17 protein-coding genes are annotated in these 24,014 nt (G+C 66.8%); 10 read left to right on the plus strand and 7 right to left on the minus strand.

Annotated features, from left to right (window positions below; genetic code table 11):
- Positions 1-3: 3 nt before the first annotated feature.
- Genes ABC728_RS02520 through ABC728_RS02530 form a run of 3 tightly spaced genes read right to left on the minus strand, consistent with a single transcriptional unit; the run spans position 4 to position 4,267 of the window.
- Positions 4-2,613: a LuxR C-terminal-related transcriptional regulator gene (locus ABC728_RS02520; RefSeq protein ID WP_416619841.1), complete on the minus strand. Its 2,610-nt coding sequence runs from the start codon at positions 2,611-2,613 to the stop codon at positions 4-6.
- A 51-nt stretch (positions 2,614-2,664) separates the two neighbouring features.
- Positions 2,665-3,606: a nucleoside hydrolase gene (locus tag ABC728_RS02525; protein WP_416619842.1), complete on the minus strand. Its 942-nt coding sequence runs from the start codon at positions 3,604-3,606 to the stop codon at positions 2,665-2,667.
- Positions 3,607-3,616: 10 nt separating this feature from the next.
- Entirely contained in the window at positions 3,617-4,267 is a 651-nt protein-coding gene (locus ABC728_RS02530; RefSeq protein ID WP_416619843.1) for a hypothetical protein, read from the minus strand.
- A gap of 128 nt (positions 4,268-4,395) precedes the next feature.
- Here ABC728_RS02530 and ABC728_RS02535 point away from each other — a divergent pair, with 128 nt between their 5' ends.
- Positions 4,396-5,265, plus strand: a complete 870-nt coding sequence (locus ABC728_RS02535) for a carbohydrate kinase family protein (RefSeq protein WP_416619844.1) — start codon at positions 4,396-4,398, stop codon at positions 5,263-5,265.
- Here the strand turns inward: ABC728_RS02535 and ABC728_RS02540 are convergent.
- Positions 5,243-6,496 (minus strand): NupC/NupG family nucleoside CNT transporter, encoded by a 1,254-nt coding sequence (locus ABC728_RS02540; protein WP_416619845.1) that lies wholly within the window; start codon positions 6,494-6,496, stop codon positions 5,243-5,245. The genes ABC728_RS02535 and ABC728_RS02540 overlap by 23 nt on opposite strands.
- Before the next feature lie 330 nt (positions 6,497-6,826).
- Between ABC728_RS02540 and ABC728_RS02545 the strand changes: the two genes are divergently transcribed.
- The 7 genes from ABC728_RS02545 to ABC728_RS02575 all read left to right on the plus strand — a co-directional run bounded on the left by ABC728_RS02545 (position 6,827) and on the right by ABC728_RS02575 (position 14,912).
- A complete protein-coding gene (locus ABC728_RS02545; protein WP_416619846.1) occupies positions 6,827-9,196 on the plus strand; it encodes a TonB-dependent receptor in 2,370 nt (789 codons plus the stop codon).
- Positions 9,197-9,293: 97 nt separating this feature from the next.
- Positions 9,294-10,298: a LacI family DNA-binding transcriptional regulator gene (locus tag ABC728_RS02550; protein ID WP_416619847.1), complete on the plus strand. Its 1,005-nt coding sequence runs from the start codon at positions 9,294-9,296 to the stop codon at positions 10,296-10,298.
- Positions 10,295-11,446 (plus strand): esterase-like activity of phytase family protein, encoded by a 1,152-nt coding sequence (locus tag ABC728_RS02555; protein WP_416619848.1) that lies wholly within the window; start codon positions 10,295-10,297, stop codon positions 11,444-11,446. Before ABC728_RS02550 ends, ABC728_RS02555 begins: the two co-directional genes overlap by 4 nt.
- Positions 11,447-11,726: 280 nt before the next feature.
- Entirely contained in the window at positions 11,727-12,626 is a 900-nt protein-coding gene (locus ABC728_RS02560; protein WP_416619849.1) for a manganese catalase family protein, read from the plus strand.
- A gap of 174 nt (positions 12,627-12,800) precedes the next feature.
- Positions 12,801-13,292, plus strand: coding sequence for a ferritin-like domain-containing protein (locus tag ABC728_RS02565; RefSeq protein ID WP_416619850.1), 492 nt, complete (start codon positions 12,801-12,803; stop codon positions 13,290-13,292).
- Between the two features lie 622 nt (positions 13,293-13,914).
- On the plus strand, positions 13,915-14,409 hold the full coding sequence (locus ABC728_RS02570) for a YciE/YciF ferroxidase family protein (protein WP_416619851.1): 495 nt from the start codon (positions 13,915-13,917) through the stop codon (positions 14,407-14,409).
- A gap of 308 nt (positions 14,410-14,717) precedes the next feature.
- Positions 14,718-14,912 carry a hypothetical protein gene (locus ABC728_RS02575; protein WP_416619852.1) on the plus strand — a complete coding sequence of 65 codons (195 nt, stop codon included), beginning with the start codon at positions 14,718-14,720 and terminating at the stop codon, positions 14,910-14,912.
- A gap of 65 nt (positions 14,913-14,977) precedes the next feature.
- Here ABC728_RS02575 and ABC728_RS02580 read toward each other — a convergent pair whose 3' ends face one another.
- From ABC728_RS02580 to ABC728_RS02590, 3 genes are all read right to left on the minus strand, one after another.
- A complete protein-coding gene (locus tag ABC728_RS02580) occupies positions 14,978-15,895 on the minus strand; it encodes a LysR family transcriptional regulator (RefSeq protein WP_445376254.1) in 918 nt (305 codons plus the stop codon).
- 206 nt (positions 15,896-16,101) lie between these two features.
- Complete coding sequence (locus ABC728_RS02585) at positions 16,102-17,277, minus strand: alpha/beta hydrolase (protein ID WP_416619854.1); 1,176 nt, start codon at positions 17,275-17,277, stop codon at positions 16,102-16,104.
- Positions 17,278-17,438: 161 nt separating this feature from the next.
- Positions 17,439-20,462, minus strand: coding sequence for a ligand-binding sensor domain-containing diguanylate cyclase (locus tag ABC728_RS02590; RefSeq protein ID WP_416619855.1), 3,024 nt, complete (start codon positions 20,460-20,462; stop codon positions 17,439-17,441).
- Positions 20,463-20,840: 378 nt separating this feature from the next.
- Between ABC728_RS02590 and ABC728_RS02595 the strand changes: the two genes are divergently transcribed.
- Together ABC728_RS02595 and ABC728_RS02600 are read left to right on the plus strand one after the other, a co-directional pair.
- Positions 20,841-22,373: a thymidine phosphorylase family protein gene (locus tag ABC728_RS02595; protein WP_416619856.1), complete on the plus strand. Its 1,533-nt coding sequence runs from the start codon at positions 20,841-20,843 to the stop codon at positions 22,371-22,373.
- On the plus strand, positions 22,370-23,971 hold the full coding sequence (locus ABC728_RS02600; protein ID WP_416619857.1) for an MBL fold metallo-hydrolase: 1,602 nt from the start codon (positions 22,370-22,372) through the stop codon (positions 23,969-23,971). The genes ABC728_RS02595 and ABC728_RS02600 overlap by 4 nt, the downstream gene beginning before the upstream one ends.
- Positions 23,972-24,014 lie beyond the last annotated feature (43 nt).

Genomic DNA, 24,014 nt, shown 5'->3' on the forward strand with positions numbered 1-24,014 from the left:
GGGTTACGGCAGGGGCGCCCCGCCGCCCTGGACCAGCGCCACGATGCGGGACCGGCTGCTGGTGCCCAGCTTGCGATAGATATTCTTGCGGTGGTTCTTCACCGTGCCTTCGGTAATGCCCAGATGGCGGGCAATCTCCTTGTTGGAGCAGCCGCCCGACAGCTCCACCACCACTTCCCATTCCCGTGCCGACAGGCCGCCCGGCGGCGGGTTGGTGGTTGCGGGTGCGGGCAGGACGGCGGTGGTCACCCCTGCGCGGGACCGTGCCAAGCCGCGCAGCGGCTGGCCCCCGGCCAGGGCCTCGGCTGCCGCGCGTTCCTCCTTCGCCTCTGCCGGGCGGTCCAGGGCATCCAGCACCGACGCGCGCAGCAGACGGGCCCGTACCTCCCACTGCATCAGGCCGGCATGGTGCAGCAGCGGCAGCAGGGCCTCCACCTCTGCCAGGGCCGGGACGGCCTGGCCTTCCGCCAGCAGCAGCCGGGCATGGGCGAAGATGCGGGGCGCGGTCAGGCGCAGCGGCGTCCCTTCAAACACCAGATGCGGCCGGATGGCCTCGTGCGCGGCGCGGGCAGCCGCCAGTTCCCCGGCGGCCGTCAGCAGGTCGATGCGGGCGATGGACAGGAGCGCTTCCAGCCGGCCCAATCCGCGCCGTCTGGCCGTCACCAGCCCCTGGCCCAGGATATCCAGCCCGCCGGCCGCATCGCCGGCATCGGCGGCCAGTCCGGCAGCCGTCAGATAGCCGGCGGCATAGACCTCGAACCAGGCGTCCAGCCGGTCCGCGCCTTGCAACGCCGGCAGGCACATGGCGGCGGCGTCGGTCGCCTCCCCCGCGTCATAGAGTGCGGCCCCCAGCAGCAGCCGGGCCGTGGTTGCCTGATTGCTGTCGGGGCCATAGACGCTGCTGGCCCGGTCCAGCATGGTGCGGAAGGCCGTCCGCGCCTGCAGCACGGCACCCGTGAACAGATAGGCCAGCCCGATATAGGCATAGAGGTAGATTTCGGCATAGGGGGCGCCCTGCTGCCGCTGACCCAGTGCCGCCTGTTCCCCGTCGCGGGTGACGGCGCGATAATCACCCGCATCGAACAGGGCGATGATGCGCAGGCTGGTCAGCGTGACCTGCAGGTGCAGATCGCCCGGTCCCGGCCCCTCGCGCCGGACGATGTCATCCAGCATGAGGACGTCGGCAAGCGAGACCTGCCGGTCCTCATAGATGCGCAGGATGCTTTCCACGGCCCGGCTTTCCGCGAACAGGCGGGCCGCGTCGGGCCCGTTGCGGAAGCCGCCCGTGGCACGGTCCAGTTCGCCAAAGGCGGCGCGGGCCTGGGCGACATGCCCGTCCTGGGCCAGCAGATAGATCTGGCCCAGCCGCACGCGCGGGAACTCGGCCAGCCGCCCGGCGCCCAGGCCTTCCAGGCTGCGCAGCCCGTGCATGCCGCCGCGCAGGGCCAGGCGCCAGCCGCCGGCCCGCTCCACCAGATCCAGTGCCAGTTCCTCATCCCCGGCGGCGCGGGCATGATGCACGGCATCGGCCATCACCCCGCTGGCCGCGAACCAGCATGCCGCCTTGCGGTGCAGCGCCTTGACCGCCGCTGCCCCTTGCAGGCGCCGAAGCCGGTCGCGCAGGAAGTCCGACAGGACATTGTGATATCGATACCAGTTGCGATCGGCATCCAGGGGGACCAACAGCAGGTCGTGGCGCTCCAGCTCGTCCAGGATGGCCCAACTGTCGGGCATGCCCGTCAATTCGGCGGCCACCTCGCCACCGATCCGTTCCAGGATGCTGGTCCGCATCAGGAAATCCTGACGCTCGGGTGGCAGGTCCTGCAGGATCTCCTCCGCGAAATATTCTGCCATGTTGCTGCTTCGGCCCGTGAAGCGGGTGACGGAGCCGCCATCGGGCGCGGCCGCGCGGCTCATCCACAGCCGGGCCAGCCGCAGCGACACGGCCCACCCTTCGGTCCGCTGCACCAGCAGGCCCAGTTCCTGCCCGTCCAGCACATTGCCGAACAGCGACCCGGCCTCCTGGCAGGAAAAACGCAGGGCATGGTGGTCCACGTTCACCAGTCGTCCCGTGGCATGGTGCTGGGCCAGCCGCAGGCCGGGCCGCACGCGGCTGGACAGGAACAGCGACAGGTTTTCCGGCTGCCGGTCCAGCAGGGCCTGCAGAAGCCGGGCGGTGCCGGTTGACTGGCAACGATGGATATCGTCCAGGAACAGGGCAACGGGCTGGCCGCGTTCCGTGATGCCGGCGATCAGCCGGCGCAGCAGGTCGTCGGCATCGGCCGTGGGGTCGCTGGCATAGGCATGGGCCGGGACGAAATCGGCCCCCGCCTCACGCAGGGCCATCAGCATGGCGGCGGCCAGGCGTTGCGGATGGCGGTCGTGCTCGTCAAGCTGCACCCAGCCCGACGTGACCCCGTCGGCCGTGAAACGGGCATGGACCTGTGTCAGCAGCGTCGACTTGCCGAAGCCGGCCGGCGCACTGACCAGGACGGCCCGCGGCGTCGCCGGGCCAAGGGCCAGCGCGGACAGACGGGGCCTGTCGACCGTATCGCCCGGAATCCGGGGCGGCCTCAGCTTCGATTGCAGGAACCAGTCGTCGGCGGTGGTCATTTGGCGCGCACCATACAACAATCCCGCCGGGGGATTAAAGCATGTGCGCCATCATGTCCCCGCCGGCCCCATCACGGTCGCCATGAACAGATCGACCAGCCGTGGCGCGTCCACGCCGATGCAGGCGCTGTGCCGGCCGTCCGGCGCCGGGTCCAGCAGGGTGCGCCCGGTTTCCGGCCCGTCCAGCACGACATGTGCCCGGCCCGTCTGGCAGGTGAACAGCTCCGGCGCAGCCAGCAGCGCCACGGCCGCCACATCATGCAGGCAGCATCCGTCCAGCCCGTCATACCGGGCATAGGCCGCGGCATAGAAGCGTGAGACCTGCCATAGCATGGCGGCAGTCGCGCCCCGGTTGCGCAGTGCCGCGGCCCGGCCCGTGGTCAGGACGCAGCGCGCGGTGACATCCAGCCCCACAAGCGTGACGGGCCAGCCGGCCGCCAGCACCGCGCCCGCGGCCTCCGGGTCATTGTGGATATTGGCTTCGGCCGTGGGGGTCACGTTGCCCCAGCGGCCATCGGTGCCGAAAGCCCCGCCCATGACCACCACCTGCCGGGCCAGCCCCGCGATGGCCGGGTCACGGCGCAGCGCCAGCGCCAGGTTGGTCAGCGGTCCGATGGCCAGGATCGTGACCTCGCCCGGATGGCGGCGCAGCAGGCTGGCGATATGGGCAGGCGCGTCCAGCCCGTCGGGCCGCTCCCCCGTATCCGGCGGCAGGGCAATACCGCCCAGCGCATTGTCCCCGTGGATATGCAGCGCCCCGGGCCCCCGCGGACGGGCCAGCGGCCCCGCGGCCCCCTGGTGGACGGGTGCTTTCAGGCCCAGATGCCGGCGCAGGAACAGGGCGTTGCGCGTCGTCATGGCGATGTCGGCATTGCCGAACACCGTCGTGATGGCCAGCAGTTCGATTTCCGGCAGGCCGGCCAGCATGGCCATGGCCATGGCATCATCGATGCCGGGATCGGTATCCAGGATGATCTTGACGGCCGGGGACATGGCGGGGGCCTCAGCCATAGACGGCACGACAGACCGCGGCACAATGGGCAAGGTCGAACCGGCCGTCCCGGCGCACGCCCGATTCCATGTCGATCCAGAAATCCGCACCCGCCGGCACCTCCAGTCCCGCCAGCAGGCCGGCCACATTGTCCGGGCCGATGCCGCCGGAAAAGCCGCAGAAAGGCGCATTGGAGGCCGGCAGCGGCGGCCAGTGCGTGGGCCGGCGGCCTGTGCCGAATGACACGTCGTAGAGCCAGTCCACCTGCGCATCGGCCGGGAACGCGCCGCCGCACTGAAGCACGGCGCGCATCCCGTGGCGCCGGGCGAACCGGCCCGTGCGGTCCACCTGCGGGGCGTCACTGCCCTGGAACCCGTGATTGACCTGAACCCGCCGGAACCCGGCGGGATCGAAGCCAGCCGTATCGGGGTCGGTCACGATCTCCCGCGCCCAGGTGCCACAGACATGGGCCGTCAGCCGCAGCCCATCCGCTGCCAGGAAGGCGGCCCGCACCTCGCTGGCCGGAAACAGCGGCACGCCGTGCCTGTCCCTGTCGACCAGAATGCCCCATTCGATCGGGTAGCGTGCCGACAGGTCCTGCATGCCGGGCAGCAGGGCGGCATCGTCCGCACCGGTGAAGGCGATGAAGAGGGGCTTGGGCATGGAGGGGTTCCGAAAGGGACGGGATTGGCGCAGAATGGACAAATGAAACGTTTAAGTCAACTTTCATCAATGCTATGCCCATCGGTGTCGGCGCGTGCCGTATGGGGGGTTGGTGCAGGGAGGGTGCGGTGGCGCAGGTGGTGATCAGCGGCTATGCCACGGTGGATTATGTCGTGCATGCCCAGGGCCGGTTCGACGGGCAGGGCACCATGGCCATGCGCGCCGCCCCGGATGGGGCCTGGCCGCGGGCAGGGGGTGCCGTGCTTTATGCCGGGCGGCAACTGGCCAGGGCGGGGCACGGGGTCCGGGCGCTGACCTGGGTGGGGGGCGACGCCGACGGCGCCTTTTACCGCCAGGCCGCGGCGCAGGCCGGGCTGGGGCCGGATGGGATCGCCGACACGGATGGCCCGACGACGCGCTGCCTTCTAGTTTATCATGCCGATGGCAGCCATGGCTGTCTGCTGCAGGCGGGGGCGGCCGCTTTGTCCGATATGCAACGCGGGTTGCTGCATGGCGCGGCATTGCTGGTGCTGACGGCGGGGCCGGCGTCGGTCAACCGGGCCATACTGGCCGATCTTCCAGCCGATGCGCGGCTGGCCTGGATCGTGAAACCCGATCCGGTCTGTTTCCCGCCAGACCTGGCCGGCGCGCTGGCAGCCCGTGCCGACTGGCTGTTCTGCAACGCAGGCGAACGCGCCTGGCTGGAAGCCGCCCGCGATGGGTGCGGCGGCAGCCGGCCCCCGTCCGGCCAGACCCTGTTTGAAACGCACGGCGGCGAGGGGGTGCGGGTTATGGTCGGGGTGGACGGCGACGGGGTGACGCTTCCCACCACACGGACCCTGGCCGTCACCGACGCCACGGGCGCCGGTGACAGCTTCGCCGGCGCGACGCTGGCAGCGCTGCTGTATGGGGCATCGCCGGCCGCCGCCGCCCAGGCGGGCATGCAGGCCGCCGCCGCCCTGCTGGCCACCCGGATCAGCCCAGCAGCAACCCCATGAGCGCACCGGTCATGCAGGTGGTGAGGAAGGCGGCCAGCAGCGCCTTGAACCCTAGCTGCACCACCTCCCCGACCTTGTCCGGGGCCATGGAGGACAAGGTGCCGATCAGGATGGCGACCGAGCCGATATTGCCGAAGCTGCAGAGCGCATAGGTCATCATCAGCACGGTCTTGGGCTGGAGCGCATCGGGCGGCAGGGCCATCATGTCGCTATAGGCCACGACCTCGTTGGTGATCAGCTTGGTGCCCAGCAGGGCCGCCGCCGGTTCCACATCCGCCAAAGGCACGCCCATGGCCCAGGCCACCGGCGCCAGCAGCTTGCCCAGGATCAGCGACAGGGTCAGCGGCACGTCGCCCGGCGACAGCAGTGCCAGCCCCTTGTTCACCAGCGCGATCAGCGACACGAAGACGATCAGCAGGGCCGTGATGTTGACGGCCATCTTCACGGCCTGCAACGTGCCCATGGTCAGCGCTTCCAGGCTGGACCGGTAATGGGTGTCCAGGGCCATGGGTTCCGGCGGCGGCCCGTCGCCCGTGGCGGGGATGATCACGCGGGCCAGCGTGATGGCCATGGGGGTGGCGATCAGCGACCCGATCAGCAGATGGCTGAAGGCATTGGGAACCTTTGATTCCAGAAGCGTGCCCAGCAGGATCATCATCGACCCGCCGATCACCGACAGCCCGTCCACCATGATGATGAACAATTCCCCGCGCGACAGGCGCGACAGATAGGGGCGCACCAGCATCGGTGCTTCCACCATGCCCAGGAAGATGCAGGCGGACGTGGAGACCCCCACGGGGCCGCTGACCCCGAACACCCGCCCGAACAGCCAGGCGGCCCCCCGCACCACCCATATCAGAATACGCCAGTGCCAGAGCAGGGCGGCCAGCGCCCCGACCAGCAGGATGGCCGGCAGGGCCTGCAGGGCGAAGATGAAGGTGGAGGCCCCCGGCTCTACCCGGAACGGCTGCTCGCCGCCGCCCAGATAGCCGAACATGAACATGGTGCCGGCCTGGGTGGCCGACTGCACGGCATCCACCACATGCGCGATGCCGGCGAAGAACGCCGTCACGGCCGGCACCTGGGTCAGCAGCAGGGCCAGCCCCACCTGCACCGACAGGCCCACCAGCACGGCCCGCCAGGGGAATTGCCGCCGCGCCTCGGAGATCAGCCAGCACAGGGCAATGAACCCAGCCATGCCGGCCAGCGCGCGCACGCTCTCTTCCATCATGCCTCACCATGTCGCAGGGGATTGTCGAAGGCTACCGCACTTAAACGTTTCATGTAAACTGCATACGTGACGATGCCAAGCGGATATGTAAAAATCCTTTTCCTGATAAGGAGATAGGGTGAATGATCAGGGCCGAACGGTTCCTTTCCGTGACCCATCGGGCCGCCTCCGGCGGGTTGCGCCCAGGAGAGGAATGAACGGGCAGGAAGGACACAGGGCAGAAAATCTGGATGAGTGTAAAAAATTCGTCATTGAAATCAGTTATGAAACGTTTCACTTTTCATCCGGCCAAAGCGGCCCGGGAATGATCGAGGGGAAGGGTGTTTTGAGATGACGAAACGGATGGTCCGATCGCTGTCGGTGGCCCTGTGCGCGTTGGCCGGTTCAACCATCGCCCATGGGGATGTGCAGGCGCAGGAGGCGGCCGGCGGCCCGCTGGAGGAGATCGTGGTGACGGCCACGCGCTTCGGCTCCGGCCTGACCCGTGCGGCCTTTGCGCTGGGGGCTGATGACATCGCCACCCGGCCGCTGGGTGCCGACATCACGCAAAGCCTGGTCAAGGTGCCGGGCATCCAGGTGTCCACCGGGGATGCGCGCGGCGGCAGCTTCTCGTTCGAGATCTATCTGCGCGGTCTGACCGACGAGCAGATCGGCCTGACGCTGGACGGCATCCCTACCGGAGACAGCCGTTTCAACGGCGGGTCGCCGCCGCAGCGTTTCATCGAAAGCAGCAATGTCGCCCGCATCGACGTATCGCAGAGTGCTGGCGACATCGGCGCGCCGTCGCGTTTCGCCCTGGGTGGCTTCATCGATTTCATCACCGACAACCCCCGGCGTGAGGCGGGGGCGACGGTGGAGGCGGGCCTCGGCTCCTTCGATTTCCGCCGGATCTATGGCCGTGTGGATACGGGCGAGGTGGCGCCCGGCCTGTCGGCCTACCTGTCGGTATCCGACCAGCGCAATGACATCTGGGCCGGCCGCAACAGCCGCGGGTCGGAACGGCAGCATGTCGAATTCAAGGCCGTCAAGCAGTTCGAGCAGGGGTCGTCCATCAGCGCCCGCGTCTCCTACAACGACCAGACCGACAATGATTTCAACATCGTCACCAGGACCGAATATCTGGCGGACCGCCGCAACGACCGGGCCAGTGACGCCTTGACGGGCATCCCGGCCCGCGATGTGGATTTCGGCGGCGCGCTGGGCGGCACGCGGGAGGATTGGCTGGCCTATGTCAATGCCCGGCTGGTGCTGACCGACAGCCTGACCCTGTCGATCAATCCCTATTACCAGACGCTGGACGGCGAAAGCTTCCGCTATCAGGACCGGTCCCGCATCCTGGCGGGCGGGGATCCGCGGGCCGTCACGGGCTATAATGCCAATGGCGGTGCTGTCCGCCCGGCCCTGACCACCCTGCGCGACAGCAATGCCGTGGGCGGGCCGGCCGACATGCGGGTCACCCCGCGCGACCGTGAACGGTATGGCGTGACCAGTGAACTGAAGGCGCGTGACCTGTTCCCCGGCCATTCGCCGCGCATCGGTTTGTGGTGGGAAGGCGGCGACAGCTCGGAGACGCGAAATTTCCATCCCATCACCAACCCCGCCGGTTCCATCGATTATGACCGGGCACGGTTGAACTATGTCGAATATGACCGCTATGCCTCGGTAGAGACGCTGATGCTCTATGTTCAGGACCAGATGCGGTTCCTGGATGACAGGCTGAAGCTGGATGTGGGTTTCACCTATTACGACATCACCTATGATGCCCGCTCGCCCCTGGAATATCAGGCACGCCTGAAATTCTCGCAGGATTCCGACATCAATCCCAAGTTCGGCGCCTCCTACCGGCTGGACGATGCGGTGGAACTGTTCGGCGGCTATGCCCAGAATTTCGCGGGCATTCCGGAGGATGCCTTCCTGGGGTCAACGGCCGCCATCAATCCCGGCGACCTGTCGCCGGTGGAAACGGAGAATCTCGATATCGGCCTGCGCTATGTCCAGGGCGACAGCGCTTTCTCCATCCAGGCCTATCAGGTGAAGCTGAAGAACAATATTGGCATTGTGCCGCGCGATCCGGGCGTGCCGCTGGATGTGGACGAGGTGATCCGCGGCAATGTCGCCACCCGCGCGGCCAACACGGCAGGCCAGAAGACGCAAGGCGTGGAGGTCACGGGCTATCACGATTTCGGGGATGTCGATCTCTACGCCTCCTATTCCTATCAGCGGGCGCGCCACGATGATCCGGCGGCGGGCAGCGCGGAACGGCGGGCGCTGGCCTCGCTGGCCATCATCGGCGGTGCTGCGGTGCGCGACATTCCCCGCCATTCGCTGTTCGCGCAGGCCGGCTGGACCCCGCTGGACGGATTGCGGCTGGAGGCCAACGGCCGCTATGTCGGGCGCCGCTTGGGTGGCCATATCGTCTGGCCCGGCACCTTCCAGGAAGCCGGGGTGGAATATCTGGGCGGCTATGCGCTGTTCGGCGTGACGGCGCAGTATGAGCTTGAGGCACTGGGCCTGCCCGATGTGCGCCTGCAATTCAACGCCGACAATCTGTTCGACCGGCACTATATCGCCTCTGTCTCCGGTGCCACGGCGACGCAGCCCGAATACGGGCTCAGCAGCGGGCCCGGCATCCGCACGCTGGACCGTTACTTCATCGGTGCGCCGCGGACGCTGACCTTCTCCATCCGCGCGCAATTCTGATCGAAGCCGGCGGCGGGCTCCGTTATCCTGGTCTCGGCACCGGGCGGGGATACCCCCGCCCGGTGCCGTGGTCTTTCACAAGCGCGGGTGCAACCCCATGTCGAAGCAGGCGCCCGGCCGCCGGGCGACGTTGAAAGAGGTGGCGAAGGCGGCGGGCGTGTCCCTGGCCAGCGCGTCCTATGCCATCAACGGTACCGGGTCGGTGGGGGACCAGACGCGCGAGCATGTGCTGGCCGTGGCGGCGCGGCTGGGCTATCGGCCCAACCAGAATGCCAAGGCCATGAAGACGGGTCGCACCGGCACCATCGGCCTGGTGCTGCCCGACCTGACCAATCCCTTCTTTCCGGCCCTGGCCCAGGCCGTGATCCAGGCGGCCCGCGGCCATGGTTACAGCGTGCTGCTGACCGACACGGAAGGCGAGCCGGAGGCCGAACGTCATGCCATCGATCTTCTGGCCGGGCGCGGGGTCGATGGGCTTGTCTGGTTTCCCATCGCCGATGACGGGGCGCTGCCCATGCTGGCCGAGGGCATCCCGGCTGTGGTTCTGGACCGGGCGCTGCCGGGCTATGACGTGATCCAGGCCGACTATGCCGAGGGTGGCCGGCTGGCGGCCGACCATCTGCTGTCGCTGGGCCATGTCGATATCGGCGTCATATCCGGTCCGCATGCCGCATCCAGCGCGCGGGCACGGGCCGATGCGGCCATCGGGGTCATCCGGCAGCGCGGGCGGCTGGCCTGGCATGTCGACAACGCTTTCTCGCTGGATCTGGAGCCATCCGTGATGGAAGCCCTGGACGCACGCACAGCCACGGCCGTCATCGCCGGGGCCGACCTGATCGCCATCGGGGCCATACGGCATTTGCAGGCCCGGGGCCTGTCCGTGCCGGGGGATGTGTCGGTCATCGGGTTCGATGACATTCCCTGGGCACCCCTGCACAATCCGCCATTGTCCACCATCGACATGCCGGTGGAGGAAATGGCCGTGGAAGCGGTGGACATTCTTTTGAACCGCATCGCCCAGCGCGGGGAGACGCGGCGGCGCGTCGTGTTCAACGTCGCCCTGGTGGCGCGCGGTTCCACCGGTCTGGTGCGCAAGCCATGAGGTGCCGGTTCCCCCTGTCGGCCTGGGTGGCCCTGGCGGCCCTGCTGTGGCTGCTGTCCGGCTGTGCTTTCATGCCATCCGGCCCGCATCTGCGCTATATCGGGCATTATGATATCCCGCATGGTCTGGATCTGGGCGGCCAGGGCATGCCGGGTGTGCCCTATGGCGGGATTTCCGGGATCGATCGCGATCCACGCACGGGCCTTTGGTACCTGATCAGCGACGACCGGTCGCAACGGGGTCCTGCCCGTTTCCTGACGGCGCGCATCGATGTCGATGCGAACGGTATCCACGCGGTCGACCTGCTGTCGGCCATTGCCCTGCGTGATGGGGACGGGGCGGTCTTTCCGCCGCCGGGTGGGGGCCGGCCGGCCATGGATGCCGAGACGCTGCGCCTGGACCCTTTCACCGGTGACCTGTTCTGGACCAGCGAGGGCGATCCGGCGGCCGGAGGCGACCCGCAGTTGACGCAAAGCCGGACGGATGGCGGGTTCGTTCGCACCCTGCCGCTGCCGCCGGCCTGGCGGTTCGATACGGCCGGCGGACAGGGGCCGCGCCCCAACATGACCCTGGAGGGGCTGGCCCTGGCCCGTGACGGCGATCTTTTCCTGGCCATGGAGGCGCCACTGATCCAGGACGGTCCCATCCCCACGCCCGAGCAAGGGGGATGGACACGGATCAGCCGCCTGTCGCGTGATGGCACCTTGCGCCGGCAATATGCCTACCGGTTGGACCCTATTCCGGCACGCCCGGCGGGCAAGTTCGCCGATAATGGCATATCGGAGATCGCATTGCTGGACGATGAAAGGCTGCTGATCCTGGAACGGGCCGGCATCCAGGCGGCGGATGGCCATTTTGCGTTCGATGTCCGGCTCTATCTGGCCGATCTTGCCAGCGCCGGGGATGTCGGCCAGGTCGTATCGCTGGCCGGGGCACCGCCGGCCCGGCCCGTTGGGAAACGCCTTGTGTTCGATTTCGGCCGGCTGGAGGGCCGCGCGCCTGACAATCTGGAAGCCATGGCGTTGTTCGCCGATCCTTCAACCGGCCAGTGTCTGCTGCTGCTGGCGTCCGACGATAATTTCCATCCCGGCCAGCGCAGCCACTTCCTGCTGTTCGCCGTCGATGGGGTGCCGCGCTGCGGGTCCTGACGCGAGGGCCGTCTGTGACATGCGTCTAAACAGATAATTGCGCGGTCACCTGATATTGTAAATAAAGCTTGTACAGAAACTGCGGTGGAGAAATGGCAATATATTGATTTTAAAAGCTATTTTTATTGGTAATTTTCTATTGATCTTGAGGGTTTTGAAAATATTCCTGCGAACATGATGGGGGCGCCCGCGATCACCCCGGAACGTTTACAGCCCGTTCCTGTTGGGGCCAGTGCCGGTGTTTCCTGATCGGCACCCTATCCCACGAAGGACAGAACCCATGTTCATGCACAATAAACGGCTGATGTATACGGTGCGCGTCGGCGCCCCCGATCCGAAGCTGGCGAGCTTGATGCTGGAACAGTTCGGTGGCCCCGACGGGGAACTGGCCGCGGCGATGCGCTATTTCACCCAGGGACTGGGCGATGACGACCCCGGCCGCAAGGATATGCTGATCGATATCGCCACAGAGGAATTGAGCCATCTGGAGGTCATCGGTTCCATCATCGCCATGCTGGGAAAGGGCACGCGCGGGCGTCTGGCCGAAGGGGTGGATGCGGGCGCCGGGTTGCTGACCAGCCTGACGGCCGGTGGCGAGAGCCATACGCTTTCAGTGCTCTATGGCAGCGGTCCGTCGCTGGTGAATTCCGCCGGCGTGCCCTGGACCGCCGCCTATGTCGACAGCCGGGGCGATCCGACCTGCGACCTGCGGTCCAACATCGCGGCAGAAAGCCGGGCCAAGATCATCTATGAGCGGCTGATCAACATCACCGACGATGCGGGCGTGAAGGACGCGCTGACCTTTCTGATGACCCGGGAGATCGCGCACCAGAAATCCTTCGAGAAGGCGCTCTACGCCATTGAGGATAACTTCCCCCCCGGCAAGCTGCCGGGCGATCCGAAATTCACCGACAGCTATTACAATTCCAGCCAGGGGGAAGGGGATACCCGTGGCCCCTGGAACCAGGGCGAGGACTGGGAATTCATCAGCGATCCGGACCGGATGGCTGCCGTGGATGGGGGCTCCGGCGAGGCGTCGGTGAAGCTGAGCGCATCGGATTCCCGCGCGCTCAACCGGATGATGGAACGCACGGCCTCCCGCGCCGATGGCAACCCGCTGACGGGCGCGGAGCTGGGCAGCGGCGCCCAACTGGACATCGGCGGCCGTCCATTGTCCTGAGGAATGTGGGCGCGTTGAGCCTGCTGCCAGGGGGCGTGATACCCCCTTTTTCGGGCTTGCGATATCGATCCGGGTAACCCCGAAAAGCAGGGGCTGTGCGCAGGCACGCACACCATCCCCGGCCGTTATCCCGGAGCCCGTCTGTGATCCATCTGTCGAACAGGAGACAATGTCATGCAGACCACGCATGAGCATCTCGTCGATTGGCTGCGCGATGCCTACGCCATGGAAGTGCAGGCCGAGAAGATGCTGTCGAACATGGCCGACCGCCTGGAGGATTATCCAGTGCTGAAGGCACGTCTGCTGCAGCATGTGGCGGAGACGCGCAACCAGGCGGTGCTGGTGGAGCAGTGCCTGCATCAGCTCAATGCCGACACGTCCATGCTGAAGACGGGTATCGGTGCCATCACCGGAACGGCACAGGCCTTCTCCGGCGTCTTTGCTTCAGACGAGGTCGTGAAGGGTGCAGTGTTCGGCGCGGCTTTCGAATATTACGAGATCATCAACTACAAGATCCTTGTCATGGCGGCGGAAGCCGCCGGGGAAACAGGGATCGCCGCAACGCTGGAACGCATCCTGGACGAGGAACGGCGAATGGCGGAATGGATGCAGGACAACTTGCCCACCATCCTGGGCGAATATCTCATGACCGGCAACAAGCGGTGATCCGCCGGTCTGCGCATGACGGATCACGCCCTGCGTGTTTCGAAAGGAAACTTGCCTTTCTGTGGAATGCCGGATCCCGGTGGGTGCAACTCACCGGGATCCGGTACGGCGGCGACCACCGCCGCACCGCACATGCGGCGTCGCCATGCCCACGAATGTGGGCACCGGCGATTGACATACCGGTGATCGGTTGGGATCACCGGGACTGGGTATAGGCCGGTGACTGCCGGCCCGGCGCTTGAGGTGCCGAAAATCTTGGCCATCGGTCAAGATTTTCGGCCGCCGGTATAAGTGTCGGACGGAACTTCCGGTGTCGTGACGGCGTTATCGCCGGTCTGTGAGTTTCAAACGGTTTCGACAAGTTACACTTCTTGTCCTTGAATGTCGCCGTCACCCCGACGAAAGCCGGGGTCAAGAATGGCGGGCGCTCTGTCCTTCCAACGGGACCCCGGCCATCGTCATGGGTGGCGGAATGGAAGCAGTCTTGTGCAGAGTAAGCTGAAAGGTCCCACACCAGCGCCGTGGGCGAGGGCGTCCGGTTTTGACCGGTCTGCATGGCGGTAAATCCGGCCCCGGACCCCAGGCAATCCTCATAGAACCCTATACAATCAGGAGCAGTCCAATGACCAAGCAGCCTAAGGACCTGAACGACTTGTTCTATGAAACGCTGAAGGATATCTACTTTGCCGAGAAGCAGATCCTGCGCGCCCTGCCAAAGATGGCGCGCAAGGCCAACGCCGAGAAGCTCCGCCAGGCTTTCGAGCAGCACCGCACGGAGACCGAAGGCCAGATCGAACGGCTGGAGCAGGTGTTCGAAATGATCGGCAAGGCACCGCGCGGCAAGACCTGCGACGCCATCGTCGGCATCATCGACGAAAGCAAGGAGGTGATGGAGGATTTCGCCGACAGCGAAGCGCTGGACGCCGGAATCCTGTCCGCGGCGCAGGCGGTGGAGCATTACGAGATCAGCCGTTATGGCACGCTGATCGCCTGGGCGGGTCAGTTGGGCCTGACCGACGCTGCTTCCCTGCTGGAGGAAACACTGGCGGAGGAGAAGCGCACGGACTCCGCTCTGAGCAAGCTGGCTACGGCCCGCGTCAACGCCAAGGCGGCGTGATGCCCTGGCCGGGACCGTCGGGCTGGCCGATGTGCCGGGTTCGACGGTCCCGGCTTCCAGCCCGCCGTTGCTGGTGAAAAGGTGGGAAAATGGCGCATCGGCCTGCATTTTCTCCTGCCGCTTACCAGACGCACACAATGTCACCAACCGCTTGGGTCACCAACCGCTTGGGTCACCAACCGCTTGGGCCGCCAACCGTCTGGGTCGCCAACCGTTTGGCGGCGGGAGAGGAAAGGGGTGCCGTCCCGTGTCTCGGCCCCATCCCCCAGTCCCATTCCTGCAAAGCATGAAGGAACGGAGTGTAGATCATGAGTGGAACCAATGCTGCCGACTGGGCCTATCTTGTCCTTCTTGTAGGGGCGCCCATCCTGTTCGCCATCGTCATGATTTATGTCTATACACGCCGTCGTACCAAGCGACCGCCCCCCATCGACTGGAACAAGAGAGCGTCGGACACGGCTTCCGGCTTACCCTCCGGTGCCAAACGCGGCCCCCCGGACTGATACCAGTTCTTGGTCAGCACGCCTCGACGGGACACGGGCATTGGGTATATCCGGCGGGCACGCGATCAGACCAACGGCTCCCAGCGCAAGGCAGGGGCTGTTTCCACGACGATGCGGCGGATTGCACGCTCAAGAATGTCGGTGGCGGCCGTCGGCACGCGGTCCAGCGGCCGGACCATGACAAGGGTGCGGTTCAGCACGGGCGGGTCCAGCGGGGCGGCGGTCAGTCGTCCGTCCGTCACCATGCCCTGCACGGCCGAATAGGGCAGCAGCGTATAGCCCTGGCCCGACCGCACCATCTCCAGCAGGGCCGGCAGGCTGTCCACATCGACCCGCACATTCAGTTCCAGCCCGTGATCGATGCGCAACTGGTCCAGCAGCAGGCGCAGCCGGTTTGGCCGCGCCGGCAGGATCATGGGCAGCGCCCCAAGATCGCCGGCGCTGACCGGTACGGGTGCCGTCAGCCGTCCGGCCGCCCCGACCACCAGGATCGGTTCGCGCAGCAACGGCGTGGTCACCAGCGGGCCGGGCGACCGGTCCTCGTACAGCACGGCCACGTCCAGCCGGCCCGACAGGACCCAGCCATGGATGGAGGCGCTGAACCCGTCCAGCAATTGCAGGCTGACCTTGGGGTGATGTTCCAGGAACCAGGCCGACAGGCGTGGCAGCAGGGGCAGGGCCAGGGAACTGGACACGCCGAAGCTCAGGCTGCCGGCGGGTTCGGCCGACAGGGCCGTGACGGCATCGCGCGCGACCTGGGTTTCCCGCAGCAGCCGCCTCGCATGGTCGGCCAGCACCTGTCCGGCTGGCGTCGGCGTCACGCCCCATCCATGGCGCACCAGCAGATCCGTGCCCAGATCCAGTTCCAGCGCCCGCATCTGCCGCGAAAGCGCCGGTTGGGCCACGCGCAGGACGGCGGCGGCCTTCGACAGGCTTTGCAGTTCGATGATGCGCACGAAATAGGAAAGCTGCCGCAGGTTCACATGCCACCCCATGCCGTTCCGGTATCAGACCGGCCATACCCTATCCTGTGTGCATGGGGTGCGGGAGGGGCAAAGCGATGCGCCCACCCCTGCCGGCACGGATTTCAGTGTCTCGTCCTGGCGCACGACCGGACCTTGCAGCGGCGCCCCTTCTACGGTTGGCACGTCAAACAGTCAGTGCGATGCCGGCGCGTCCGGCCAGGGCATCATTGCGGGATGGCGGGTGCCTCCCGGATCAGCCGGCCGAATTCCTGCGCCGTCTGCGATGCCGCCTTCCCGGCGGCCGGCGTGATCGCCGTCAATTGCAGAAAGCCGTGGGGCAGGGTGGGAAATTCCCGGTAAAGCACGCGGACGCCCGCCTTTTCCAACCGTTGGGCATAGGCCCGGTTGCTGTCGCGCAGCGTGTCGAAGCCGGATGCCGCCAGCAGCGTCGGTGGCATCCGGCTGACATCGGCCGCCAGCAGCGGGGAGATTTCGGGCAAGGCCAGATCCCGGCCGGGGAACACCCGCGACAGCACATATTCGGTGAAGGCGTAATCCAGGCCGAACCCCTCCCCGAACAGCCGGAAAGAAGCGTAGGTCTCCACCATGGTTTCCACCGACCGGTTGTCGACGGCCGGATAATACAGCAACTGGCAGGCGGGGGCGGGCTTGCCGGATGCCTGACGCCGGGTCGTCACGGCCACGGACAGGTTACCCCCGGCGCTATCGCCGCCGACACAGATGCGGGACGGGTCGCTGTCCCAGGTCCCGGCATTGGCGCTGGCCCAGGCATAGGCGTCCTCCGCATCCTCCCATGCGGCGGGATAGGGGTGTTCAGGTGCGAGGCGGTAATCGACGGAAACGATGACGACCTGCGCCTCATCCGCAAGCCGGCTGATGGCGCGATCCACGGCCCCGACATCACCGAAAAGCCAGCCACCGCCGTGGTAATAGACCAGCAGCGGCAGCGTCCCCCCGGCCTTGGGCCGATAGATGCGGACCGGTATCTGTCCGCCATGGCGTGCCGGCACCGCCGCATCCCGGACCCAGTCCATGGCGGGGCCGGGCAGGGTATGCTGCATCCAGCGCAGGTTGGCATCGTGGCGCATGGCGGCCAGCTCCTCCGCCGTGGCGCCGGGGTCGGCCGCCGGCTCATCGGTCTGTTCGGCTTCCGCTTCGGCGCCGTATTCCTGCTTGAACAGATACTGCACCCGGACATCCAGGGGCTCGCCGTCCCGTACCGCGCGCTTGCCGCCCACCTGATCCAGGAACCAGGCGTCAGGTTTGCGGGCCAGTTCCGCAATTTCGGCTTCCCTGGCCTCCCCGGCCGCATGGACCGGTACGGCGATACCCGCATGGAGCAGGAAAAGAATGGCGGGGATGATCGATCGATGGCGCATGCAACCCTCCTGGTGTTTTTATTGAAGGGCCAGGGTACAGGTGGCGGGTTGTGGTGCCGCGCGTGGCATTGGGTAAGGTGCCGCCATGTCGGGTAATACAAGGGCATGGACAATGCCCGTTGGTATCAGCGGCCGATCATGGCTGCGGATGACGGATCCGATCAGGGATCGGCGGCCACCGCCGCCTGGTTGCGGCCGGCCGACTTCGCCTCGTAAAGGGCCGCGTCGGCGCGGTTGAACATCCGTGTCTGCGTCTCCCGTGCGGGGTCCGCCTGGGCCACACCAATGCTGATCGTGACGGACAGGGACAGGCCCTCCAGCCGGAAGGGTGCGCCGCCGACGGCCTCATGGATGCGATCGGCGGCGATGCGGGCGGCGGCGGCATCGGTGTGCGACATCAGCACGGCGAACTCCTCTCCGCCATACCGGGCCAGCAGGTCGGTTTCGCGCAGCGCGCCGGCAATACGCTGTGCCACCTCACGCAGGACCGTGTCGCCGACCAGATGGCCGAAATTGTCGTTGATCTCCTTGAAATGATCCAGGTCCAGCATCAGCACGCAGAAGGGCTGTTGATGGCGCAGGTTGGCACTCCATTCCTGGTCCAGCCTTTCCATGAAGGCGCGGCGGTTGTGGATGCCGGTCAGTGCGTCGCGGGTGGCCAGTTCGGCCAGCCGGTCATTGGCTTCGCGCAGGCTTTGCGTGCGTTCGGCGACCCGTGCCTCCAGCATGCTCTTGGCTTCACTCAGCTTCGCGATGCGGCTGCGTTCCAGCAGCATGACCATGCCGGCCCCCGCCGACAGCAGCACGATCAGGCTGAGGAACCGGATCCAGCTCCGCTCGTGCCAGACATGGGGGACGATGACGGTGACGACACGCTCGGACACGATGGCCGTATCCGCGTCCAGCGCCCGCAGATACAGCCGGTAGCTGCCGGGCGGCAGGTTGGTGTAGGAGGCGACCCGCCGGCCGATCCCCGCCTGTACCCAATCCATGTCGAAACCTTCCAGCCTGTAGGCATAATGCACCTGGCTGGCATTGGCATAGTCCAGCAGGCTGAATGCCACCTCCAGCCGCCGGTTGTCGGCCGGCACCCGGATGGCGCGGGTGCGGCCGGGCAGGTTCAGGGCGCTGGCGTTCACAGCCCGGTTGCCGGCCGTCACCGCAGTCACGGCCAGCGCATCCAGGAAGCGGGGCGGCTGGATCAGCGAGGGCTGGACAAGGGTCAGGCCGTTCGTGCCGCCGAAGACCAGCCCCCCATCGCTGATCGTGGTCACCGACCCGGGCAGATAGGAGAAAACATTGCCGATAGAAGCGGGGTTGACGCGCGTCACGCTGAAATCGACCGTGTCGATGGCGGCCAGACCGTTGTCGGTGCCGGCCCAGATGCGTCCGTCACCGCCCAGGGCCAGGCTGGCGATGGTATTGCTCGGCAATCCATGCGCCTTGGAGACCGTCTGGAATCGCTGGACGGTCTGGGTGGGGCCGTCCAGCATGACCGCCACGCCGCCGCCCACGGTTCCCACCCACAGCCGGCCGCGACTGTCATGCACCAATGCGCTGACGAAATCGTGGGGCAGCCCGTCGGTGCGGCCGGGCACGCGGTGGATACGCCTGAACTTGCCGTCCCTGGTCATCAGGTTCAGGCCATTGGCCGTGCCAACCCACAAGGCGCCGTCGCGCTCGGGCAGGATGGCCCAGACCTCGTTGTTGGACAGGCTTTGCGGATCGGCCGGGTCGGTCGTGTAGAGCCGTCCACCGCCACCGGCCAGCGGTTGCCGCGCCAGACCGTAATAGGTGCCGATCCAGAGATCGTCCCCCGTGGATGCCAGGGTCGTCACGTCGCGATTGACCGGGCCCGGCAGCGGCATGCCCGTGATGCTGTCGGCCCCGTCGGCCGGAGCCAGCCGGTAAAGGCCGGCCGCACCGATCCACAGGTCCCCGCTGCCATTGCCGACAAGGCCATAGATGGGGGTACTTGCCGGCAATCCGCCGCTTTCGGACCGACCAAAGGGCGTGATGCGACCGTTGGACAGGTCCAGCCTGTCCAGCCCGCCATCGTCCTGCCCGATCCACAGGCCGTTGCGGGCATCCGCCCACAGGCTCCAGACGTCGCGGCCGGAAAAGCCGCGCGACCGGCCCGTCGCGATGCTGGCGATGCCCGACGGCACGGCGTTGTGGCGGGCCACCCCCATGTTGGTGGCGACCCAGACGACGTCGCCACGATCCTTCATGATGGCGCGGGTGAAATTCCCCTTCAGCGCCCGCGGGACATTGGGATCGGCGCGTATCAGGCTGAGCCGGTCCAGGCCGGTATCATATTCGGCCACACCGCCGCCGAACAGCGAGATCCAAAGCACGCCGGGCCGCTCTTCCACGATGCCGCGCACGGTGTGGCGACCCAGGCCCGTGTCGGGTCCCGTCAGGCGCGGGTGCGACTGTGCCGCATCGCCTCCGGCCGGCACGGTGACGATGCCGCCGCCATTGGTGCCGATCCATACCTGGCCGGTCGTGTCCTGGTAGAAGCTCCAGACCCCGGTTTCCAGGGCATGGGCAGCGGGCTCGTCCTCCCCCTTCAGCACCTGCCAGTGCCGGCTGCCGGCCGCGCGCCGCGCCATGCCCTTTTCCGTGCCGGCCCACAATGTGCCGCCCCTGTCCCGGAAAACGGCGAACACATAGCCCGGGGGGAAGCCATCCTGTCCCGCCCGGACCCGCTCTGCCACCGTGATGTCGGCCCGCACGCGGTCCAGTCCGGCGATGGTCGCCACCCATACCCCACCGGCCCCGTCCGATGCCAGGCCATAGACCTGCACATGGCCAAGCCCGTCGGGCCCGGCGCCCAGTGTCGTGAACCGGTCCGTCCGCGGATCGTAGAAGGCGACACCGGCGGTATGGGTGCCCAGCCACATACCGCCGCCGGGCGCCGGCTGCAGGGCCCGCACGAAGCCGTTGGGCAGCGTGCCGGGATCGGCAGGGTCATGGTCGAAGGTGCGCAGACTGTACCCGTCGAAGCGATTCAGGCCGCCCAGCGTGCCGATCCAGATGAACCCCGTCTCATCCTGGGCCAGGGCCATGACGGTGTTGTTGGACAGGCCGTCGGTTGTGGACAGGTTGTCGAACCCCACTTCCGCCCGGTCCATCAGCACCATGGACGGGTTCGCGGCCAGGGTCGCCGGGCCGGCAAGCAAGAAGGCGACAAGAAATGTCAGGATGGCTATCAGCCGAAGGAAAGGAGACGGCCCGTTGCCGTCCAAAACGCTTCCCTTGTCCTGGCCCCACCAAGGCACGTCTGCATACCCCGCGCTTCATGCTGTCCGACCATCCTATCTCAACTTTCTGCATAAATAACAAGGACAGGTTGGATTGCTGATGCGCCATATCGACGGTTGCATTTCAAAACATGAAGACGCGCGACGAAGGGGGAAAGAAAAGCAACAGCGGGTTGTGGGTCGTTAACATTGAAAAGCTTGATCCATGTCATGGCCGGCACTTGGTGCGTTGCTATCATGGTTCGGTCGGGAAATGGAAAGCAGGCGCGATATCAAGCACCTGACGAAGGGACCGGAATGCTTGGGTTGAAAAGGATCGCAATAGGCACCAGCCGGGAGAATGTCGCCTTCCTCTCGCGGGCCTGCACGCCATACCGCGCCGCGGCGTTCGAGGGGCAGGAGAAGGTGGAGGTGGTGGCCGGGGGGCGGCGGCTGGTGGCCGCACTCAACCTTGTGGATGATCCCGCCATCCTGCCCCCGGACTGTCTGGGCCTGTCGCAGGAGGCGTTCTCCCGTTTCGGCCTGCCGGAGGGGACGATCGTCCGCCTGGACCATCCGCATCCGCCGCGCAGCCGTGACGCGCTGCAGGCGAAGATCGAGGGGCGGGAACTGGATGGTGATGGCTATCGCGCCATCATCGACGACATCGCCCATCATCGCTATGGCAAGGTGGAGGTGGCGGCCTTCCTGGTGGGCTGCGGTGCCTTCATGACCACGGCGGAGACGCTGGCCCTGACCCGTGCCATGGCCGATGTGGGGGAGAGGCTGGAATGGCCAGGCGCGCCGCTGGTGGTGGACAAGCACTGCATCGGTGGTATTCCGGGCAACCGCACCTCCATGATCGTGGTGCCCATCGTGGCTGCCCATGGCCTGCCCATGCCCAAGACCTCGTCGCGGGCCATCACCTCGCCGGCCGGCACGGCCGACACGATGGAGGTGCTGGCCAATGTGGAGGTGGGCCTGGACCATATGCGGGAGATCGTGGCCGCGGTGAAGGGATGCCTGGTCTGGGGCGGGCACGTGAAGCTGTCGCCCGCCGACGATGTGCTGATCGCCGTGGAACGGCCGTTGAACATCGATACACGCGAACAGATGGTCGCCTCCATCCTGTCCAAGAAGAAGGCAGCCGGTTCCACGCATCTGGTCATCGACATGCCCGTGGGTCCCAGCGCCAAGCTGCGCAGCGCTGCCGACGCGGCAAGGCTGCGCAAGCTGTTCGAACATGTGGGGGATGCCATCGGGCTTAACCTGCGCGTGACCCTGTCGGACGGGTCGCAGCCCGTGGGCCGCGGGATCGGTCCCGTGCTGGAGGCGCGCGACGTCATGGCCGTGCTGGAAAACAGCCCCACGGCCCCGGAAGACCTGCGCGAACGGTCCCTGTCACTGGCCGGGCGCATCCTGGAATTCGATCCGGCGCTGCGCGGCGGGGCCGGGATGGCGCGGGCGCGCGACCTGCTGGAAAGCGGCGCCGCGATGAAGGCCATGCGCCGGATCATGGAATTGCAGGGGCCGCCGCCGCGCATCGCCACGCTGGGGGCGCTCCAGCGGGAGGTGGTGGCCGATCATGATGGCCGCGTCGCAACCATCGACTGCTACCGGCTGGCCCGCATCGCCCGGCTGGCCGGTGCCCCCTTTGACCCCGGTGCCGGCATCGACCTTCTGAAGAAGGTGGGCGACCCTGTCCAGGCCGGTGAACCGCTTTACCGCATCCATGCCGAGCGGGAGGTGGAATTCCGCTTTGCCTGCGGGCTGGCGGCGGAGGCGTCGGGCTATCACGTCAACGGCAATAACGGCAACGGTTCCGCCAGCGCCCTGGGAGACATCCATTGAGCGTCGACAAGCACGGCAGTGCAGACCTTTCCATCACGTTCCACGGGGCGGCGGGTGCCGTCACGGGTTCCTGTTTCCTGGTGCGTCATCAGGGTGGAGCATTGCTGGTCGATTGCGGCATGTTCCAGGGCAGCAAGAGCGTGCAGGAACTGAACTACCGCGATTTTCCCTTCGATCCGGCGGATATCTCCGTCCTGTTGCTCACCCACGCCCATATCGACCATAGCGGCCTGATCCCCAAACTGTATCGTCATGGCTTCACCGGCCGCATCATCGCCACCAGCGGCACGGCCGACCTGCTGACCTTCATGCTGCCCGACAGCGGGTTCATCCAGGAAACCGAGGTGCGGCGCCTGAACCGCCGCAACCGCCAGCGCGGCAGCCGGGAGGTGCAGCCGATCTACACGCGGGCGGATGCCGAACAAGTGCTGTCTCGCATCCAGCCTGTGGACCGCGACGTCTGGATCGATGTGGAGCACGGCGTGCGCGCCCGGTTCTGGGATGCCGGGCATATTCTGGGGTCCAGCTCGATCGAGCTGGAATTGCCCGGTGCCGACGGGCCCGTGCGCCTGCTGTTTTCCGGTGATATCGGGCCGGGTGACAAGCCCTTTCACCCCGACCCGCATGGCCCGGCGCGGCCTGACTGGCTGGTGGTGGAATCCACCTATGGCGGCCGTGACCGGCCGATCGTGACGGCGGATGAGCGGCGCGCCATGCTGGGGGCCGAACTGACGGCGGCGCTTGCCCGCGGGGGGCCGGTGCTGATCCCGGCCTTTGCCGTGGAACGCACCCAGGAACTGCTTTACGATCTGGACCGGCTGTTCGACGAGGGGGCGCTGCGGCCGGTCAGCGTCTTCCTGGACAGTCCGCTGGCGATCAACGTCACCGGCGTGTTCGACCGCCATCTCCCCGATATCAACGAAAAGGGGACGCCACCGCCCTTTTCCCGCGGCAACCTGCACCTGACGGAGGATGTGGAGGCCAGCAAACGGCTGAACCGCATCACGGGCGAGGCCATCATCATCGCCGCCAGCGGCATGTGCGAGGCCGGACGTATCCGACACCACCTGAAGAACAACCTGTGGCGCCAGTCGGCCACGGTGCTGCTGGTGGGGTATCAGGCGCCCGCCACGCTGGGGCGCCTGCTGCAGGAAGGCGTTTCCCGTGTGCGCATCCATGGGGAGGAGGTGCAGGTCCGGGCCAAGATCCGCACGCTGGATACCTATTCGGGCCATGCCGACCGGTCCGGCCTGCTGCGCTGGACACTGGACCGTCTGCCCGTGGCGGGCGGCATCTTCGTCGTGCATGGGGAGGAACAGGAGCGGCTGGCCCTGAAAAAAGGGCTGGAGGCGACAGGGATCGACGGCGCCAAGGTCCATGTGCCGGAGTTGGACAGCACATGGGAACTGACCGGCCGTCGCGCCCGCCGGACCGATCCCACGGCTCCCCGCCGGGCAGCCCCGCCCGCCCGCGACTGGCACAATGATTATGCCGCCACCATGCTGGCCCTGTCGGAGAAGGTCCGGGGCGAAAAGGACGACGCGGCGCGGACGGAACTGCTGGCCCGGGTCAAGGCGGCTTTGGGCATGGCAACATAGGTGCATGGCAGGGCTGGCCGCCCGCGCTGTCTGCCGCTATTGA

It is taken from the genome of Niveispirillum fermenti (assembly GCF_052474395.1).

What these genes read in the sequence shown, in the direction of transcription:
- ABC728_RS02520 (WP_416619841.1), bottom strand. Translation starts at nt 2,613, where the DNA reads ATGACCACCGCCGACGACTGGTTCCTGCAATCGAAGCTGAGGCCGCCC.
- ABC728_RS02525 (WP_416619842.1), bottom strand. Translation starts at nt 3,606, where the DNA reads ATGTCCCCGGCCGTCAAGATCATCCTGGATACCGATCCCGGCATCGAT.
- ABC728_RS02530 (WP_416619843.1), bottom strand. Translation starts at nt 4,267, where the DNA reads ATGCCCAAGCCCCTCTTCATCGCCTTCACCGGTGCGGACGATGCCGCC.
- ABC728_RS02540 (WP_416619845.1), bottom strand. Translation starts at nt 6,496, where the DNA reads ATGATGGAAGAGAGCGTGCGCGCGCTGGCCGGCATGGCTGGGTTCATT.
- ABC728_RS02545 (WP_416619846.1), top strand. Translation starts at nt 6,827, where the DNA reads ATGACGAAACGGATGGTCCGATCGCTGTCGGTGGCCCTGTGCGCGTTG.
- ABC728_RS02550 (WP_416619847.1), top strand. Translation starts at nt 9,294, where the DNA reads ATGTCGAAGCAGGCGCCCGGCCGCCGGGCGACGTTGAAAGAGGTGGCG.
- ABC728_RS02555 (WP_416619848.1), top strand. Translation starts at nt 10,295, where the DNA reads ATGAGGTGCCGGTTCCCCCTGTCGGCCTGGGTGGCCCTGGCGGCCCTG.
- ABC728_RS02560 (WP_416619849.1), top strand. Translation starts at nt 11,727, where the DNA reads ATGTTCATGCACAATAAACGGCTGATGTATACGGTGCGCGTCGGCGCC.
- ABC728_RS02565 (WP_416619850.1), top strand. Translation starts at nt 12,801, where the DNA reads ATGCAGACCACGCATGAGCATCTCGTCGATTGGCTGCGCGATGCCTAC.
- ABC728_RS02570 (WP_416619851.1), top strand. Translation starts at nt 13,915, where the DNA reads ATGACCAAGCAGCCTAAGGACCTGAACGACTTGTTCTATGAAACGCTG.
- ABC728_RS02575 (WP_416619852.1), top strand. Translation starts at nt 14,718, where the DNA reads ATGAGTGGAACCAATGCTGCCGACTGGGCCTATCTTGTCCTTCTTGTA.
- ABC728_RS02585 (WP_416619854.1), bottom strand. Translation starts at nt 17,277, where the DNA reads ATGCGCCATCGATCGATCATCCCCGCCATTCTTTTCCTGCTCCATGCG.
- ABC728_RS02595 (WP_416619856.1), top strand. Translation starts at nt 20,841, where the DNA reads ATGCTTGGGTTGAAAAGGATCGCAATAGGCACCAGCCGGGAGAATGTC.